This is a genomic window from Sciscionella marina DSM 45152 (genome assembly GCF_000379465.1).
Lineage (GTDB): Bacteria > Actinomycetota > Actinomycetes > Mycobacteriales > Pseudonocardiaceae > Sciscionella > Sciscionella marina.
Window position 1 is genome coordinate 16,149 of record NZ_KB905396.1, and the last position, 18,259, is coordinate 34,407.

General features: G+C 68.3%; 17 protein-coding genes. 9 read left to right on the plus strand and 8 right to left on the minus strand.

The features are described from left to right. Positions 1-3,990, minus strand: coding sequence for a type VII secretion protein EccC (locus tag A37U_RS0122275; protein ID WP_020498892.1), 3,990 nt, complete (start codon positions 3,988-3,990; stop codon positions 1-3). Positions 3,991-4,389: 399 nt separating this feature from the next. On the opposite strand from A37U_RS0122275, the gene eccD reads away from it, so the two are divergent. Both eccD and mycP read left to right on the plus strand, forming a co-directional pair. Next, positions 4,390-5,787 (plus strand): type VII secretion integral membrane protein EccD, encoded by a 1,398-nt coding sequence (eccD, locus tag A37U_RS0122280; RefSeq protein ID WP_020498893.1) that lies wholly within the window; start codon positions 4,390-4,392, stop codon positions 5,785-5,787. 31 nt (positions 5,788-5,818) lie between these two features. Next, on the plus strand, positions 5,819-7,432 hold the full coding sequence (gene mycP, locus A37U_RS44695; protein ID WP_157182976.1) for a type VII secretion-associated serine protease mycosin: 1,614 nt from the start codon (positions 5,819-5,821) through the stop codon (positions 7,430-7,432). Positions 7,433-7,625: 193 nt separating this feature from the next. Here mycP and A37U_RS0122290 read toward each other — a convergent pair whose 3' ends face one another. From A37U_RS0122290 to eccB, 3 genes are all read right to left on the minus strand, one after another. Then, positions 7,626-8,750, minus strand: coding sequence for a WXG100 family type VII secretion target (locus tag A37U_RS0122290; RefSeq protein ID WP_026197496.1), 1,125 nt, complete (start codon positions 8,748-8,750; stop codon positions 7,626-7,628). A gap of 70 nt (positions 8,751-8,820) precedes the next feature. Then, positions 8,821-9,144, minus strand: a complete 324-nt coding sequence (locus A37U_RS48465) for a hypothetical protein (protein ID WP_020498895.1) — start codon at positions 9,142-9,144, stop codon at positions 8,821-8,823. Between the two features lie 76 nt (positions 9,145-9,220). Next, positions 9,221-10,867, minus strand: a complete 1,647-nt coding sequence (gene eccB / locus A37U_RS0122300) for a type VII secretion protein EccB (RefSeq protein ID WP_026197497.1) — start codon at positions 10,865-10,867, stop codon at positions 9,221-9,223. Positions 10,868-11,239: 372 nt separating this feature from the next. On the opposite strand from eccB, the gene eccE reads away from it, so the two are divergent. The 4 genes from eccE (at position 11,240) to A37U_RS53015 (ending at position 13,573) form a co-directional block, all read left to right on the plus strand. Beyond that, a complete protein-coding gene (eccE, locus tag A37U_RS0122305) occupies positions 11,240-12,406 on the plus strand; it encodes a type VII secretion protein EccE (RefSeq protein WP_020498897.1) in 1,167 nt (388 codons plus the stop codon). Further along, complete coding sequence (locus A37U_RS0122310; RefSeq protein ID WP_020498898.1) at positions 12,403-13,131, plus strand: hypothetical protein; 729 nt, start codon at positions 12,403-12,405, stop codon at positions 13,129-13,131. Before eccE ends, A37U_RS0122310 begins: the two co-directional genes overlap by 4 nt. A 4-nt stretch (positions 13,132-13,135) precedes the next feature. After that, complete coding sequence (locus A37U_RS53010; RefSeq protein ID WP_020498899.1) at positions 13,136-13,360, plus strand: hypothetical protein; 225 nt, start codon at positions 13,136-13,138, stop codon at positions 13,358-13,360. A gap of 75 nt (positions 13,361-13,435) precedes the next feature. Then, positions 13,436-13,573 (plus strand): hypothetical protein, encoded by a 138-nt coding sequence (locus A37U_RS53015; protein WP_020498900.1) that lies wholly within the window; start codon positions 13,436-13,438, stop codon positions 13,571-13,573. Between the two features lie 199 nt (positions 13,574-13,772). On the opposite strand, the gene A37U_RS0122325 is transcribed toward A37U_RS53015, so the two are convergent. The 3 genes from A37U_RS0122325 to A37U_RS53810 are packed head-to-tail and all read right to left on the minus strand — an operon-like array spanning position 13,773 to position 14,741. Further along, on the minus strand, positions 13,773-13,952 hold the full coding sequence (locus A37U_RS0122325) for a hypothetical protein (protein WP_020498901.1): 180 nt from the start codon (positions 13,950-13,952) through the stop codon (positions 13,773-13,775). Positions 13,953-14,001: 49 nt separating this feature from the next. Further along, positions 14,002-14,424: an SRPBCC family protein gene (locus A37U_RS53805; protein WP_020498902.1), complete on the minus strand. Its 423-nt coding sequence runs from the start codon at positions 14,422-14,424 to the stop codon at positions 14,002-14,004. Further along, positions 14,421-14,741 carry an ArsR/SmtB family transcription factor gene (locus tag A37U_RS53810; RefSeq protein WP_020498903.1) on the minus strand — a complete coding sequence of 107 codons (321 nt, stop codon included), beginning with the start codon at positions 14,739-14,741 and terminating at the stop codon, positions 14,421-14,423. The genes A37U_RS53805 and A37U_RS53810 overlap by 4 nt, the downstream gene beginning before the upstream one ends. Positions 14,742-14,927: 186 nt before the next feature. Between A37U_RS53810 and secY the strand changes: the two genes are divergently transcribed. From secY to map, 3 genes are read left to right on the plus strand one after another with little or no spacing between them, the layout of a single operon-like run. Next, complete coding sequence (gene secY / locus A37U_RS0122340) at positions 14,928-16,232, plus strand: preprotein translocase subunit SecY (RefSeq protein WP_020498904.1); 1,305 nt, start codon at positions 14,928-14,930, stop codon at positions 16,230-16,232. A gap of 46 nt (positions 16,233-16,278) precedes the next feature. Next, positions 16,279-16,827: an adenylate kinase gene (locus A37U_RS0122345; protein ID WP_020498905.1), complete on the plus strand. Its 549-nt coding sequence runs from the start codon at positions 16,279-16,281 to the stop codon at positions 16,825-16,827. 3 nt (positions 16,828-16,830) lie between these two features. Continuing rightward, complete coding sequence (map, locus tag A37U_RS0122350) at positions 16,831-17,625, plus strand: type I methionyl aminopeptidase (RefSeq protein WP_020498906.1); 795 nt, start codon at positions 16,831-16,833, stop codon at positions 17,623-17,625. A gap of 43 nt (positions 17,626-17,668) precedes the next feature. Here the strand turns inward: map and A37U_RS0122355 are convergent, their stop codons facing one another. Beyond that, on the minus strand, positions 17,669-17,986 hold the full coding sequence (locus A37U_RS0122355; RefSeq protein WP_020498907.1) for an ArsR/SmtB family transcription factor: 318 nt from the start codon (positions 17,984-17,986) through the stop codon (positions 17,669-17,671). Positions 17,987-18,259 lie beyond the last annotated feature (273 nt).

Consider the following 18,259-nt stretch of genomic DNA (forward strand, 5'->3'; position numbering starts at 1 on the left):
TCACTCTGGCGGGATCCACGAGATCTGCATCAGCTGCTTGCCCGCCTTGCGGGTGATGAGCGTGCCCCTGCCGGGCGGCATCTGGGACGGGCGCACCCCGCCCCACAGGTCACCCTCATCGCGGGAACCCGAACCGACGAACCCTGGCGCGGAGATCTCCTTGAGCTTGCCGACCACCGGGTCGAAGCTGGTCCGCGAGGCACCACCGCTGCGCCGGGTCACGATCATGTGCAGCCCGACGTCCTTGGCCTGTGGAAGGAACTCACCGAGCGGCTGCAGCGGGTTCCCGCTCTGCGTCGCGACCAGGTCGTAGTCGTCCACGATCACGAACAGCTCGGGACCCTTCCACCAGGAGCGGTTCTTCAACTGGTCCTGGGTGACATCCGGTCCGGGGATCCTACCCTGCATCGAGCCCTTGATGTCCCCGACGAACTCGTTGAGCTGGGCCGCCGAGACCGCGTACCCGAGCAGGTGATCGGACTCGATGAATCCGAGCATCGTGCGCCGGTAGTCGACGAGCACGATGACCGCTTCCTTGGACGTGTACTTCTCGGTGATCCCGCGGCAGATGGTGCGCAGCAGGTTCGTCTTGCCCGCCTCGCCGTCGGTGAACGCCACCAGGTGCGAGTCCGCGTCGAAGTCCAGGCAGACCGGGGCGAGCGCGTCCTCGTCCACCCCGATCGGGATGAGCCTGCGCCCTCCGGTGTCCTCCGGGAGGAGCCGGGCGACCTCGTCGTACCCGATCATCTCGGGCAGCAGCCGGACCGGCGGCGCATTGCGTCCGGTCCAGGCATCGGAGATCTTGCGCGCGGCGTCCTGCACCCCGTCGGCAACGGTCTCGTCGTCCGGAGAGGCGTCGATGCGCGGCAGGCCGACGAGGAAGTGCAGTTTGTCCCTGGAGAGACCGCGACCGGGCCTGCCCTCGGGCACGTTCTGCGCGAGCTTGCGGTCGGTCTCCGATTCGGAGGGGTCACCGAGGCGCAGCTCGAACCGGGTCCCGATGAGGTCCTTGACCGCGGGCCGCATCTCCGCCCAGCGGTTCGCGGTGATCACCACGTGCACACCGTAGGAAAGCCCCTGGGCGATGACCCGCTGTGCGGAGTCCTCCAGCGACTCGAATTCGTTGCGGAAATTCGCCCAGCCGTCGATGAACAGGAACACGTCGCCGAACGGGTCCTCCTTGAGTTCCCCGCGGCGGCGCCGGTTGCGGAAATCGGTCATCGAGTCCACGCCGAGCTCGCGGAACCGGCGCTCCCGGTCCGCGATCAGCTGCACCATCTCGGCGATCATCCGGCGCGCCAGATCGGGATCGAGCCTGCTGGCCACGCCACCGGTGTGCGGCAGCGACTGCAGACCGCCGAGCGTTCCACCACCGAGATCGAGCGCGTAGAACTGCACTTCCTCCGGGGTGTGGGTGAGCGCGAGCGAGACCATCATCGTGCGCAGCAGCATCGACTTACCGGACTGCGGCCCGCCGACGACCAGCCCGTGCCCCGCGGCACCGGAGAAATCCGCCCACAACAGGTCGCGGCGCTGTTCATAGGGCTTGTCCACCAGCCCGAACGGCACCTGGAGCCGGCCATTGCCGTAGAAACCCGCCGGGGTGAGCCCGCGGTCCTCGGACGGACCGATCGGCGGGAGCAACTGGTCCAGCGAGGGCGGCTCGTCCAGCGGCGGCAGCCACACCTCGTGCGCGGGCGGGCCCTGGCCGATGAGCCTGCCGATGATCAGGTCCAGCTGAGTCGGCTCGTTCGACTCGTCTTCCTTCTTCTCCGGCTCCTCGACGGCCTGCGGCTGCTCCGGTTCGGGCGGTTTCTCGATGAAGTCCGGGACGAACATCTGCGGTTTGCGGCTCAGCGAGACCGGGGAACTGCGCACCACCGGCTGCATCCCCGAAGGGCGCCACGGACCGGAGACGTAGGCCGCCTTGAACCGCACCATCGGCTCACCCTGGATGGCCAGGTACCCGGAACCCGGGATGGGCGGGAGCTCGTACGCGTCCGGGACCCCGATCGCGGACCGGGATTCCGCCGCGGAGAACGTCTTGAGACCGATGCGGTAGGACAGGTAGGTGTCCAGGCCGCGCAGCTTGCCCTCCTCGAGGCGCTGCGAGGCGAGCAGCATGTGCATCTGCAGTGAACGGCCGACCCGGCCGATCTGCAGGAACAGGTCGATGAAGTCCGGCTTCGCGGTCAGCATCTCGGAGAACTCGTCGATCACGATGAACAGCGCGGGAAGCGGATCGAGATCGGCGCCGTTCTCGCGCATCTTCTCGTAGTCCCACACGTTCTTCGCGTTCGCCTTGGCCAGCTGCTCCTGGCGGCGGGCGCACTCACCGGCGATCGCGTCCCGCATACGGTCCACCAGGGTCAGGTCGCCCTCGAGGTTCGTGATGGTCGCCGCGACATGCGGGGCCTCGTCGAACCCGTTGAAGGTCGCACCACCCTTGAAGTCGACCAGGATCATGTTCAGCGCCGTGGATGAGTGCGTGGCCAGCATGCCGAGCACCAGGGTGCGCAGGAACTCCGACTTACCGGAACCGGTGGCGCCGACACAGAGCCCGTGCGGGCCCATGCCTTCCTCGGCGGCCTCCTTGATGTCCAGTTCGACCGGCTGACCGCTTTCCCCGACCCCGAAGGTGACCCGGTAGCGGTCCCGTTTCGGCCGCGGCCGCCAGGCCTGCTGCACGTCGAAGGTCATCGGGTCGCCGGGGATGCCGAGCAGTTCGAGCATGCCCGGATTGGACAGCAGCGGCTCCTCGTCACCGGGGCCCTCGGCGGCCACCCCGACCCGGTACGGAGCGAGCTTGCGGGCCAGCGCCTCGGCCTCGACCACGGAGAGCTGGTCGGGAGTGCCGAACCATTCCACGCCGCCCGCGTTGCGCGCGCCGAGCTGATCCCCCTCGACCACGAGCCGCAGCCCGCGCCGCGCGGTGAGCGAGCCGAGCGAGTTGCTCAGGTCGATCATGGTGACCCCGACGAGGCCCTCTTCGAGGATCAGCTGTTCCTCACCGTGGATCTCGCCGTCGTCGATGACGATGATGACCTGCGCCTGATCGTTGGCGGGCGGGGTGTTGCGGGTGAACCGCTGACGGTCCCCGATCACCTCGTGCAGCATCTGCTCGATCCCGCCGAGCGAGGGGGCGATCATCCGCACCGGCCCGATGCCGTCGGTCTCGGTGGGGTGCTGGGTGTGCGGCAGCCACTTGGCCCATTCCCACTCGGCCTTGGTGCGGCCCGCGGAGACCACCGCGATCATCACGTCCTCGGGCGTGTGGAAGGTGGCCAGCTGTCCGAGCAGGGCCCTGGTGAACGCCCGTGCCTTGGCGCGTTCCCCGCCGATACCGATGGCCGCGAACCCGCGCACGCTCGAGGCGATGGGCAGGTCGGTGACGATCGAGTGCGCGCGCACGAACCGGCGCAGCGCGAGCGTGGAGATCGGCTCGAGTTCGTCGACCGGACCGGTCTGCGGCGGGACGAGCCTGCTCGCCAGCCGCTGCGAGCCACGGCCGACGCGCACGTGGCAGAAGTCGGAGTCCGAGGGGCGCCGCTCCCACATCCTGCGGGTCGAGACCAGCGACCACAGCGTCGCCGGATCGGGCAGGTTCCAGTCCCGCTCGCGGCGCTGCTCCTCGGTCGCCTCGCGGGCGCGCTCCCGCATCTGGCCGAGGTACCGCAGGTAGTCCTTGCGGTCCTCGTTCATCTCGGCTTTCTTGTTGCCGCCCTGACCGCCCCGGCCGGCCATCATCCCGATGGTCGAGATCATGAACATGCCACCGAACAGCAGCGAAGTGGGGTTCCCCTTCGAGCTGGTGAACATGAAGGCCATCATCCCGACCGAGGCCACGATCATGACCGCGGGAAGCAGCTTCATGACGATGTTGCCCGGGATGACCCGCGGCACCTCGGGCGGCGGCTCGAGGTGCACCTCGCCACCAGGCGGTTTGGGTGCCGCCAACCGAGCGGAGCGCCTGAACTGCACCGTGCTCACGATTGCTCCTCGCTAACGCTCGTCACCATCGCTCGCGAGGCTGCTGTGTCCTCTGGTTCGCTCGCAAGCTCACTCACGATTGCTCCTCGCTAACGCTCGTCACCATCGCTCGCGAGGCTGCTGTGTCCCCTGGTTCGCTCGCAAGCTCACTCACGATTTCTCCTCGAGCGTCTGGTCCCCGACTTTTCCCTGCTTTCCCTACCAGATCGCCCCTACGGATGGGAAAGATCTGGCAAAGTCACCGATGTTCGCCCGCGCCCCGGGCACTCGGACGGATGACGGTCGACCGGCTACCCGTCCGCACACCGGCGTGCACATACTAGGGTGCCTGCCAGAGTATCGGGCGGACGCAGTAGAACCATTCGGACATCGCAGCAGAGGCGAAGTAGGGGGCCAGAGGTGGCAACCAGCACGACCGTGTTTTCCCGGGTGACCGTTGTCGCCCCGAGTACGCGTATCGATGTCGCACTACCCGCGGACGTCTCGATCGCGGATCTGATGCCGATGATCCTGGACATGGCCAGAGAGAACAGCCCCGACGGCGGTGCCCGGCACGGTGGCTGGGCCCTGGCCAAACTGGGCGGCGAACAGCTCGATCCCGGGCACACCCTGGCCTCGCTCGGCATCGTCGACGGCGACCTGCTGCAGCTGCGCAAGCGCTCGGACAATCCGCCGCCGCCGCTCTACGACGACGTGGTGGACGCGATCGCCGCGGCCACTCCGGGCAGCTTCCGCCCGTGGACCAAGACCACCGCGCGGCGGATCGCGCACATCGGAGCGGGTGCCGCACTGGTCGCCGCCGCGCTCGCGCTGTTCTACGCCGGCCCCTTCGGCGGTGGCCCCAGCATCGGACCGGCTGTCGCCGGCGGGGTCGCGGCACTCGTGCTCATCGGCATCGCCGGTTCGCTGGCCAGGGTGTACGACGCGCCGGGGACCGCGGTGCTCATCTCCGCGGCCGGGGCGATCCCGATGGCCTTCATCGCCGGGCTCTACGCGGTGCCCGAGGGACCGAAGGCACCGAACCTGCTGCTCGGCTCGGTGCTCATCGTGGTGTTCGCGGCGGCCTCGATCTGGCTGATCGGCCGCGGGGTCACGGTGTTCATCGCGTTCGGCGCGGCCGGGGTACTCGGCTTCGTCGCGTTCCTGATCGGCACCTTCGTGGACGCCACCCCGGCGGCCATCGCCTCCGGTGCGGCCGCGGTCGCGCTCGTGGGCATCTCGCTGCTGCCGAGGGTGACCATCCAGCTGGCCCGGCTGCCGCTGCCGAACGTCCCGACCAATGCCGAGGACCTCAAGGAAACCGGCCCGTTCCCGGATTTCGCGCAGATCGAGAAGCGCTCCGGGATGGCGCACGAGTACCTGACCGGCCTGATCGTCGGCTGCGGGGCGGTCGCGGCCGTCTCCGCGATCGTCACCGCGGGCCATGGCACGATCTGGGGTTTCCTACTGGCGATCGTGATCTCTTTGGTGCTCATGCTGCGCGGCCGCAGCTACGCGAACGGCGCGCAGGCGATCGCCCTGCTCGCGACCGGGATGGTCGCCGCGGCCGGGGTGGCCATCGGCTGGCTCACCGAGTCCTCCCCGCTGACCAGGATCCTCTACATCTTCGGGGTGCTCGTCATCGTGGCGGCCGCCTCGCTGGTGATCGGCGTGATCTTCCCCGAGCAGAAGTTCTCCCCGGTCATGCGCCGCACCGTGGACATCATCGAGGGCGTGCTCATCGCGGCGGTGCTGCCGCTCGCGCTCGCCGTCATGGAGCTCTACGACACGGTGCGTCACCTCCGTATCGGTGGCTGAAGCTCGAGGACGCGAAAAGGGGAGGCAGTACGTGAGTAGCCGCGCGAACAACGGAAAGCGGATGCGCGCAACGCTTCGCACGAACCGCCCCGCGCGGATGGTGACCGCCTGCGCCATCGTGCTCGGCCTCGCGGTACCGCTCGGCATGCCCGCGGCCGCCGCGCCACCGCCGCCCTCCGGGGACCAGCCGCCATCCGATGGGCAGCAGCCCCCGGGCGGGCAACAACCTCCGGGTGGTGGCCAGCAGGGTGCCCCCACCCTGCCGAGCGTTCCCACGATCACCCAGGAGTGGGGACCGAAACCGCCGCCCTCGGCACCGGTTCCACCTCCCGCTGCGACCCCGCCCTCGCCCCAGGACGGCGGGTACGACAAGAAGTCCGAGTGCATCCGTTCGGGCGTCTCGCTCCCGCTCACCAGGAAGCCGTGGCCGCAGGACCAGCTCGCGATCAACAAGGCGCACAAGTTCGCCACCGGTGCGGGCAACACTGTCGCGGTGATCGACACCGGCGTCTCCCAGCACGACTACCTCGGGCAGCGGCTGCTCGGCGGCGGGGACTACATCGAGCCGGGCGGCGACGGGCGCGAGGACTGTGATGGACACGGCACCGAGGTCGCCGGGATCATCGCGGCGAACTCGCACGAGACCGTTGGCTTCAACGGAATGGCCCCGGACTCGAACATCCTGTCCATCCGCACGAACTCCAGCCTGTACGAATCGAAGGGGGAGACCGCGGACGGCCAGAAGCAGCCGCCGGGCACCATCGAATCGCTGGCCAGCGCGATCATGTGGTCGTTGAAGAAGTCCCACGACCTCAACACCAATCTCGTCGCCATCAACATCTCGCTGACCTCCTGCATCGCCAACCCCGGCGCGCTCGATCAGCACTACAAGGACCTGCTCGCGGCGGTGAAGGCCGCCACCAAACAGGGCGTCGTCGTGGTCGCCGCGGCCGGGAACAAGGCGGGCGAACAGGGCAAGGGCTGTACGCAGAACAACGACGACCCGGACCCGAGCAAGCTCAAGTCGATCCCCATCCCGCCGTGGCTGGGCAAGGATGTGCTCTCGGTCGGTTCGATCGGGCAGAGCGGTGCACCCTCCGGGTTCTCCATCGCCGGGCCATGGGTCGGCGTGGCCGCTCCCGGGGAGAACCTGATCTCCCTCGACCCGGGTTCCCCGGACAAGCTGGTGAACCGCACCATCGAGGTGAACGCGGGCGAGAGCTCCAGCGGTGGCAGCCAGCAACCGACCCCGATCCAGGGCACCAGCTTCGCCGCGCCGTACGTCTCCGGGCTCGTCTCGCTGTTGCGGGAGAAGTTCCCGAAGGGCCAGTTCTCGGCGCAGGACATCATCCGGCGCATCGAGATGACCGCGCAGCACCCCGGTGGCCCCGATGGCCGCAACAGCCAGGTCGGCTATGGGCTGATCAACCCGATCGCCGCGCTCACCGCAAACATCCCGGCGGAGAACGGCGGGGTTCCGGACAAGGCCGTGTCCATCCCCGCCGAGCTGCCACCGCCCTACGACGGGAGCAACACCCCGATGACGGTGGCGCTCGCCGGTGGTTTCGGTGCCCTGCTGCTGCTCGTGCTCACCGCGTTCGTGATGCACACGGTGAAGCGCTCGCGGGAACGGCGCGGACCGTAGGGCGCGTCTGACAATCCCCTAGCCTGCCGCGCCGCGACGTCGGCGGCACGCCGCGAAGGAGCGCAATCACCACAGCTGCCGCTATGGCTCAATCCTCCGCCTTGCCGATCTCGGACGCGGGGTGACCCGCGGGACACCTCCACACTGACTCCCGCTCGCGACGGCAGTGGATCACCGGACACACCCTGGGCGGCTACTCTGATCGGGGCGGTGGATCGTACTCCGCGCCGATCACCGGGGGTGCGGTCGCTTCCGGGTTACCGAAGAGGTCCGCGGCATCCGAGGTGAGCCCGCGCTTGCGCTGATACTCCTGATCACCACCGGCGCCACCGCCCATGCCGCCACCCATCATCGGCATGCCGCCGAAGCCGCCCTGGCCGCCCGCGCTCGCCGCCGGTGCGGGCGCGCCGCCGCGTTCCGGGTGCGGGCCGGGTTCCTGCGCCGCCGCGCTCATCGGTCCCTGGCCGGGCTGACCGTCGCCGTGGCCCTCGCCGATCGGGAGAGTGCCGGAAACCGGCGCGAGGCCTCGGTTCGGATCGTTCGACGCGGCCGGACCGTCCGCGGCCGCGGGGGCGGTCGTAGCCGAGTCACCCGCCGCCGGTCCGGATTCCGTGCCGGAAACCGGATTCGGCGCCACGGCGGCGAGTTCCCGGTGCTGCTCCGCTGCTCCGTGGTCCTGCGAGCCGGGCGATGGCGTGGCTTCTCCGGGGAAGGCGAACCGCCCCGGCATGGTGTGCCTCAGCTTTTCCCCGTCCCCGCCCGCGCCGTCCAGCTGCTCGCACATCCGCACGAAGGCGCGCAGTGCCTGGCGGATCGACTCGAACAGTTCCGCGCACGGCCGGTCGATCTCCTCGAGATGCTCGCACGCCTGCTGTTTGGCGGGCACCGGCATGGACAAGGCCTTGGACACGTCCTCCGCGCAGGCCGTGAGCACCTCCGCGAGCTTGTCCACCATGGAGCGCACCCCATCGGCGAGCTTGTCCAGGGCCTCGGCCATTGCGCTCATCGCGTCCGCGACATCCACCCCGGCCGCGCCGACCGTGCCCATATAGGTCATGAACGCCTCGGCATCACGGCCCTGCCAGGTGGCGTCCAGGGTGCCGAGCGGCTTCTTCACCTCATCGGTGACCGCGCTCGCCTGCTTCGCCGCGGTGCGCCAGCGATCGGCCTCCTCGTGCATGGCGCTCCACCGGCCGAGTACCGGCGTGAAGTACCGCTCCACCGGGTCCTGGACGCCGAGTTTCGCGCAGGCATGGGAAAGATAGTCGAGCCGGTCCGCGGACCGCTGCTGGATCTCGTGCCCGTCCAGGCCGGTCACCGCCTTCGCTCCCTACGGGAGCTCGGCGCTTCCCGCCGGTGCTGTGTCTTTGATTCGCTCGCAAGCTCGCTCATGAGCGGTTTTCCCGGGCCAGACGGGTGATCCGGGCCGCGTTGTCTTCCTCGGCCGCATTGTGCTTGCCCGCCACCTTGCCGAGCTCCCCGGCGACCGAACCGAGCGCGGCACCGCCCTTGGCGAGCTGATCGAGCAGCACGCTCGAGGCCTTCGCATAGGCGTTCGCCACGCCGAGCTGGCGGCCGAGCTCACCGAACGCGGCCGCGCTCAGCTGCCCCGCGGTCAGCTTCGTGCGCTGCTCACCGAGCGTGGAACCGGCCCGCTCGATGGTTTTCACATAACCCGATACCCACTCGTTGTCGAGCTGGATCCCGGCCATGCTTCGATCACCCACTGTCCTTGTTCCGCCGAACCCCCCACCGCTGGGACGCGGCGCGGGGACCCGGCGGTTCCCGTCAACCGCCTCCGTTGCTCGCGGATTCCGGTGCGTTCGAGGAATCCGCCGACTCGCTCGGATAGCTGCCCATGTTCGCGGGCAGGTTCAGCGAGTCGAAGGTCCGTTGCACCGCCTGGGTGTTCAGATCGGCGCCGGGGGAAAGCAGCCGGACGATCGATTCCGGGGCGGGCACCGGATCCTTGAGTCCGAGTGCGTCCGCGATCTGCTGGCTCGGGATCGCGTACCGGATGCCCCGATCCGAGATCAGGTACTGCGGGCCCGAGTTGAACTGTGCCGCGTTCTGCGCGCTGCGAATGAACGCCGCCTTGCCCGCGGGCATGTAGAAGCTGTCGATGCGTTCCCCGTCCGCGTTCGGGTTGCCGACCTTGACCGGCTTGGAATCCTGCGGAATCGGCAGTCGGGTGCCGACGCTGAGCACGGTGTGCTCCTTCGGGTTGTCCGGATCCGAGGTGTTCGGGTTCCAGCCAAGGCACATGGTCGGGTTGCTTTGCTCCTGGAGCAGCTGCGGAGTCTGTTTCGGGAACTGGCTCACGTCCACCGGGTGCTTGGTCGGCTGGGCCGCGTTCATCTGGCTCGGCGCGATCGTCGGGATCTGGGTGGTCGTCTGGGTGTTCTTGTACCGCAGCACATCCGCGACCGAGGAGGTCTCGGTGACCTCCTGGTAGCCGTCATCCATGGCGATGAAGAACCGGGTCTGCCCGGAGGCCTCCTGCACCTTGAACGCCTGGCCCGCCGGGAACGACTGAATCGGTGACGGACTGCCAGCCTTCGGGATGCTCGGCGCGACGAGCCCCTTCACCGCAGGGATCGCGTTGATCAGGCCGGGGCTGACCACGCGGGTCACGTTCTGCGAGCCACCGTTGAAGGTGTTGGCGATCTCCTTCTGGGACAGGTCGACCTCGGCGCGCACTACATCGGATTCGGGGTGGTTCGCCGTCGCCGGGGTGCGGTAGATCAGGAAGGTCTTGTGTGACTGGCGCTCCTGAACCAGGAAGCCCTGGTCCGCCTTGAGTTCGGTGCCGAGATTGTCCACTCCGGACAGCACCGTGGTGGAGACCTTGTTCTCCTGGGTCTGGTTCGGCAGATCGGGATCGCGCGCATAGTCGTCGCACACGGCCCATTTGCCGACCGCGGCCTGGTTCGAGCCGTCCGGCAGGGTGCTCGGCGCGTCCGGGATCCCGGTGAGACGCCCGACCGTGATCCCCTGACCGGAGAACTGGCTGTCGTCCACTTCCTGCACCTGCTGGCCGCCCTGGGAACTACCACCGCCGCCACCACCGCCGCCGTTCTGGTTCTGCTGCTGGCGGGCGAGCAGGAGCAGGCGCGCGGAGGCGAGGTTGAAGGTCGGGGTGAGCAGCCGCTTGCCGTCCTTCTCCTTGGTGAGCACGAACAGCTGCCCGGACTGCTTGCTCATCACGATTCCGTCGTTGCCCGGCAACTGGGGAGCGGGTTTGAGCAGCCCGTACACGGCGAACCCGGCCAGCGCCACGGCCGCGAGGCACGCGCCCACGATCAGCGCTCTGCTGTGCGTGCGCTGCGGATCGTGCATCATCACCGGATCGCGGCGGATCAGTGCCGACTGCATCCGGCGTATGACGAACCGGTACGCCTGGACCTGTGCCTTACTAGTGGGTGTCGATGGCATGACCGGCCTTCGTCCTCCCCGAAACAGCAGTCATGGCTCGGGTGCTCACTTGCTCCGGGCCTCCTCGCTCATGTCCGCGCTCATCTCGTCACCTTCGCGGTACGGTCGCACACGATAGTCCGACTCGACACGAATGTGGCCAAGTCGGGGGTATCCGATCGGATCGGATGACAGGATAGGTTTGCACAGCATAAAGCCCGACACGCCCGTTTCGGGGGAGGCAAGTACATGTCGGTGACAACGCCCCGGCAAGGCTCCGGCCCGCCACCGCCGCCGCGACCTGCGAGTACGCCGGCACAGCAGGCGAACACGCACGCATCGGTGGATGCCGCGAGACGTCGCAGGGAAGGTGTCAGCTTCGGCCCGTTCCCCGTGGCGAACCTTGTCGTGCTCGAGATCGGCATCGCGATCGGGCTCGTGCTGCTCGCCATCGACACCAAACTCATGTATGTCGGGGCCGCGGTCGCGGTGCTCGGCCTCATCTTCGCGCTGATCCGTTGGCGCGGCCGCTGGCTGACCCAGTGGATCGGGCTCACCACCGGGTACGCGCTGCGCGGGCACAGCAAGTCGGCGAACCCGGTGGCCACCGAGGAACCGGAGCAGGACAGCGAAGACGCCACGATGACCGGCCCGGAGGACGCCCGGATCGCCCTGCTGCGCCTCGCCGTCCCGGATCTGCTCATCGCGCACGGCACCGATCACGAGCGCGAGCCGGTCGGGCTGGCCTACAACGACGGCGGCTGGACCGCGGTGCTGCTCGTCGACCCGATGCCCGCGCTCGTCAACCAGGTCGGCAGCGCACCGAACCTGCCGCTTTCCGCGCTCGCGCCCTGTCTCGAGGACCGCGGCGTGCTGCTGGACGCGATCCAGGTGATCTGGCACTGCTACCCGGGCAGCGCGGCCCTTCCCGCGCAGTCGCCCGCACTGGCCTCCTACCTCGAGGTGCTGGGCCCGCTCCCGGCCGCCGCGCGGCGCACCACCTGGGTGGCCGTCCGGCTCGACCCGCAGCGCTGCGCCCAGGCGGTCAGCGAACGCGGCGGCGGGGTCGAAGGCGCCCACCGCGCGGTGCTCGGCGCCCTTTCCCGGGTGCGCAACGCGCTGGAGAGCAAAGGGGTACGCGCCCGTCCGCTCTCCCCGGACGAACTGCTCGCCGCGGGCATCAAGTCGAGTGAGCTCTCCGCGGTCGCGGGTTCGCAGGAAACGGTCAGCCTCAACGAGCGCTGGGACGGGGTGACCGCCGCCGGTGTCGGGCATTCCTCTTACGCGGTGACCGGCTGGCCGGGCAAGAGCAGCCTCAACTCGCTGACCAGTGTCCGCGCCCTCTCCTCCACCGTGGTGCTCTCGATCTCCCCCGGCGAGGGCGAAGAGGTCGGGCTGCGCGGCGTGGTCCGGGTCAGCGCCCGCACCCCCGGCGAACTGAACGAGGCCGAGGAGCAGCTGGGTTCGATCGCCGACGAGCTGGACATGGACCTGACCTCGTTGCGCGGCATGCAGCTGTCCGGACTGATCGCGACGCTGCCCCTTGGAGGTACGGCATGACGTCTCCGACCCGGATCCACGATGCGATGAGCCCGCGCGCGGTCGCCCCGGAGTTCTCGGTACCGCCGACGATGCTCGATTCGGTGGCGCCCTCGGGTGATCGCGGTGGCATGGTGCTCGGCAAGGGGCTCAAGGGCGAACCGCTCTCGGTCTCCATCCTGCGCCCGGCCCCGACCAGGATCGCCGTGGTCGGCGGTCTGTACCTGGCCCGGCTCACCGCACTGCGCGCCATCGCGACCGGGGCCTGGGTGATCGTGGCGACGGCGCGCGATTCGGCATGGCGCGGGCTCGAACGGGCCGCGGGCACCGGGGCGGACGGCAAACCCGTTCCGCTGGTGAAGATCCGCAGGCTGGTGCCCGTGGAACTGCCCCGCCCGACCGAGGACGGTCCGCTGCTCGTGGTGCACGACGGCGGATCCACCCCACAGGAACTGTTCCCCGCGCGGTCCCCGTGGCAGACCACCATGTACGTGCTGCCCTATCTGCATCCGCAGGCCGCGTCCACCGCGGGCCAGGCCGATCTGGTGCTCATCCAGCGGCTCGCCGCGGCGCAGGCACAGGTCGCCGGGCAGATCTGGCGGCTGCCGCCCAATCTCACCCAGCAGCTCACCCAGATCCCGGACGATCAGGTCATCGCGTTCGGCCGGAATCTGTGGACCCCGCTCAAGCTGGTCACCAACGCCAAGGAGCGCCAGATCCTCGGCCCGGTCCGCCGCGGCGATTGACCGGGTGATCGAGCAGCACCGGATCACCGAACTCACCGAGGACCGGCTCGGCCTCGCCTGGCCGCCCATGCGTGAGCTGCGCCCGCACCTCGACTCGGAGCAGGCGTTCCTGGCGCGGGTCCGCAGGCAGTACGCGCAGGGGTACCGGATCGCGGTCTCCCTGCGCGCGGACGGTTCGGTGGCCGGTGCCCTCGGGTTCCGGCACGGCAGCAGCCCTGCTCTGGGGTGAGTACCTGTACATCGACGACCTGATCACCGTGCCGGACGCGCGCCGGGCCGGGCACGCGAGCTCGGCTGCGATCAGGTGCACCTCGATTCCGGGGCGCGGCGGCATGCCGCACATCGGCGCTATCTCGACCACGGCTACGCCATCGCCGGGCACCACTTCGCGAAGGACCTGAGCTGCCCCCTCGCTCAGGACACCCGGTTGCGCTCCCGGTAGGCGGCGACGTGCAGCCGGTTCCCGCAGTAGCGGCGCGAACGATTGCGGGACAGGTTCACGAGCAACCGGTTCGCAGCCGGGCGCGAGGTGGTCGATGTGCCAGTCGAAGCCGTCGTGGTGGCGCAGTCGCGGGGTGGTGCGCGCCCTTGCGAGCACCCCGGTGATGAGCTCGGCGAGCGTGTCCGGGTCCGCTGCTGTTCTACACGATCTCGGCGTGGCTGCCGACACTGTTCGCGGACGCGGGCATGGACAAGGCCACCGTGGGCGGGATGGTCGCGGTGATTTTCCTCGTGGGGAACCCGTTCGCCCTGCTCGGCGTGCTGCTCTCCCCGCACGGCACGCAGCCGCGCTCGGCCCGATCGCGTTCGGCGCGCTGCACGACGCCACGCGGGCCTGGACGGTTCCGACCGGCTCGTCGGGAAACGCGCTCAGCGGTAAGCGGCGAGCACCTTCTCCGGCATCGGCAGCGGTGAGCCGGTCTCCAGCAATGTCTTCAGGTTCGCCAGGATCGCCTGCCAGCCGCCGGTCACCTGCTGCCACATCTGGTCGCCGAGCCCGGTGTGCGCCACGCTCAGCCGCACCACCTCGCCCATCGGGGTGAGTTCGAAGGTAACGCTGGACGCTCGAGTCCCGTAGCTCAGCCGCCGGGGCGGTTCACAGACCAGCACGGTGCCCATGTCCTCGGCACCGTCGTCGTAGTCGTGCTCGTTGATCACCGCGGCGCCCGGTTCCCAGGTCGAGGTGATCTTCCGGCCGTTCCAGTACTGCCTGGTGAACTCCGGCTCGGTCAGCGCGGACCACACCTGCCGCTGGTCCGCCCGGATGTAGGTGACGTAGTTGAAGGTGCTCATGTCCGCTCCTCGAGTGCCTGTTCGAGCCGGTGCAGCGCGGCCGCGGGGGCACGCTCGTATTTGGCTATCCAGCGTTCGTAGATCGCCTGGATCGGGGCCGCGTTGAGGTGGTGTTCCTTGGTCCGGCCCACCCGCCGCGCGGTCACCAGCCCCGCCCGTTCGAGCACCCGCAGATGCTTGGCGACCGCCTGCCGCGACATCTCGATCCCGGCGCACAACTGTCCGAGCGTGCGCCCATCCGAGGCGTGCAGCAGATCGAGCAGCGCGCGGCGGGTGCCATCCGCGAGCGCCTTGAACACCGCTTCGTCCCCGGACACGAAGCAAGAATAGGGAACCATTTGGTTACCTGTCAATCGGCAACAGCGGCGCACCGCAAGGGGGTACCCGGACTGCTGTTAGAGTCGACGCCGCGCTTCGTGTACCGGGGCGTTCCCGTGTGCCCGAGGCAGGCACTCTCCGGGGGAGACCATGCACTCGCCTGACGTCAAGTAGGAGGTCCTCGCGTGCTAGGCGCTTTCCGCTCGGCTTTCGCGACGCCGGACCTGCGCAAGAAGATCCTGTTCACGATCGGGATCATCGTTGTGTACCGGATCGGCTCGACGTTGCCCGCGCCAGGCGTTTCCTTCAAGAACGTCCAGTCATGTGCCGCGCAGATGGGTCAGGGCGGCATCTACGGCCTGATCAACCTGTTCTCCGGTGGCGCGCTGCTCAAGCTTTCCCTGTTCGCGCTCGGGATCCTGCCCTACATCACCGCGAGCATCATCATCCAGCTGCTCACCGTGGTCATCCCGCGGTTCGAGCAGCTGAAGAAGGAAGGCCAGTCCGGCCAGGGCAAGCTCACCCAGTACACCCGCTATCTGACGATCGCGCTGGCGGTCCTGCAGTCCACCGGGATCGTCGCGCTCGCGGTGCGCGGTCAGCTGTTCGGGAACTGCCAGCAAGAGGTCATCCCTGGCAAGGACAACATCTTCACTCTCGCGGTCATGGTCCTCACCATGACCGCCGGTACCGCGATCATCATGTGGTTCGGTGAGCTGATCACCGAACGCGGCATCGGCAACGGTATGTCGATCCTGATGTTCATCAACATCGCGGCGCGGCTGCCCAACGTCGGTGAGCAGATGCTGCAGAACGCGGGCGGGCTCACCTTCTTCGTGGTGATCGTGGTCGGCCTGCTGATCATCGCCTCGGTGGTGTTCATCGAGCAGGGCCAGCGCCGGATACCGGTGCAGTACGCCAAACGTGTGGTCGGGCGCCGAATGTACGGCGGAACCTCGACCTATCTACCGCTGAAGGTCAACCAGGCCGGTGTCATCCCGGTGATCTTCGCTTCCTCGCTGCTCTACCTTCCCCAGCTGCTGCAGCAACTGGTCGGCAACGGCAACTCCTGGTGGCAACGGGCGATCCAGACCTACCTCGTGGACCAGTCCAACCCGGTCCACATCATCATCTACTTCCTGCTGATCATCTTCTTCACGTACTTCTACATCCAGATCACGTTCAACGTGAACGAGCGTGCCGAGGAGATGAAGAAGTTCGGTGGGTTCATTCCCGGTATCCGCCCGGGACGGCCGACCTCGGAGTACCTGAACCATGTGTTGAGCCGAATCACGCTGCCCGGCTCGCTCTACCTCGGTATTATCGCTGTTCTGCCGAACTTTTTCCTCGGTCTCACCGGGGAGCAGAACAGCCAGAACTTCCCATTCGGTGGGACGTCGGTGCTGATCATGGTCGGTGTCGGGCTGGACACGGTCAAACAGATCGAAAGCCAGCTCATGCAGCGCAACTACGAAGGATTCCTTCGCTAGGACCGCCCCGGCGTTCTTCGCGAAGGGGATTCGAGGAGGCACCTTCGTGCGACTCGTTCTCGTCGGCCCGCCTGGTGCGGGCAAAGGCACTCAGGCATCCGTGCTGGCCGAACAGCTCGGTGTGCCGCACATCTCGTCCGGTGATCTGTTCCGCGCACACATCAAGGGCGGGACGGAACTCGGCAAACAGGTCTCGAGCATCCTCGACGAGGGCAAGCTCGTACCGGACGACGTCACCAACGAGATGGTGCGCGAGCGCCTTGCCGAGCCGGACGCCGCGAAGGGGTTCATCCTCGACGGGTTCCCGCGCAACACCGGCCAGGCCGATGTGCTCGCCGGGATCCTGGCGAAGCAGGACGCCAAGGTCGAGTTTGTGCTGCAGTTCGAGGTTCCCGACGAGGAGCTGATCGCCCGGCTGCTCGAGCGCGGCCGCACCGACGACACCGAGGCGGTCATCCGGGAGCGGCAGGCCATCTACCGTTCGGAGACCGCGCCGCTGCTGGAGTACTACTCCGACATCCTCGTGACCATCGACGCGGTCGGGGACGTCGAGGAGATCACCAAGCGCGCGCTCGACGCGTTGCGCGGGCGCTGAACCTTGTTCCGGAACCGGACCTCCATCGAGCTGAAGTCACCAGGTGAGATCGAAGCGATGCGCGCCTCGGGTGCGCTGGTCGCCAAGACCCTCGCCGCGGTGACCGAAGCGGCCCGCCCCGGCGTCTCCACCCTGGAACTCGACGAACTCGCCGAGCAGACCATCAGGGACGCCGGCGCGGTGCCGAGCTTCCTCGGCTACCACGGGTTCACCGGTTCGATCTGTGCCTCGGTCAACGAGCAGATCGTGCACGGCATCCCGGCCAAGACCCAGGTGCTCGCCGAAGGGGACCTGCTCTCGGTGGACTGCGGGGCGATCCTCGAAGGCTGGCACGGCGACTCGGCGGTGACCATCGCCGTGGGCGCCGTGTCCGCGGCCGACGAGGCGCTGTCCGCGGCGACCAGGGCCTCGATGCTGGCCGGGATCGAGGCCGCTGCCGCCGGTGCGCGGCTGACCGACATCTCGCACGCCATCGAGCAGTCGATACTGCGCAGCAGCTCCGCGGACGGGACCGAGTACGGCATCGTGCGGGAGTACGGCGGGCACGGGATCGGCACCGCGATGCACATGGAGCCGTTCCTGCCCAACTACGGAAAGCCGGGACACGGGCCCAAGCTGCGCACGGGTATGGCGATCGCCATCGAGCCGATGCTCACCGGGGGCACCGAGGAAACGGTGGAACTCGAGGACGGCTGGACGGTGGTCACCGCCGACGGGTCCCGGGCCGCACACTGGGAACACACCGTAGCCATCACCGAGGACGGACCCTGGGTGCTGACCGCTCCGGCCGGCGATTAGCCGCCGAAAAACACCCCCATTGCGGTAACCCGATAAGGCAAGCTCAGAGCACGCTGGCCGGCGGCGCCGAGGTCCGCACCGGATACAGCACCCCGAGTTCGGCCTCCGCCCTGCGCAGGCCTTCGGTGCTCAGCGAATAGCTGATGGTGTTACCCGCCCGCCTGGTGTGCACCAGTCCCGCCTCGCGGAGCACCTTGAGATGCTGCGAGACGGTCGGCTGGGCCAGCTCGAACACCTCGTGGAAGTCACAGGCGCGCACCTCTTCCTCCGCGGAGAGTCTGCGCATGATCGCCAACCGGATCGGGCTTCCCAGCGCTTTGAACACCCCCGCGGCTGCGACCACCTCTTCCTGCTCCTGCATGCGCAACAGCCTACCCCATTCGTGTGAATTTGACGTACATAGAGTGACGTGTCCGTTGCGCCTTGGTGGCCAGGTCAGGGCCGTTGCGCAGGCTGTTCGCGCGACCGCGTACACTTGACGATTGGCGCACAAGTCGCGCCGGGTTCGTCGTGTCCGTGGCGAGGGCGATAAGGGTTGAAACACCCATACCAATCCCTACCACGGCACATCGCTCATGCGTGGAATTCGGCACCTGAAGCGAGGCGTGCCCACCTCCGTTCACCGGGGGTAACC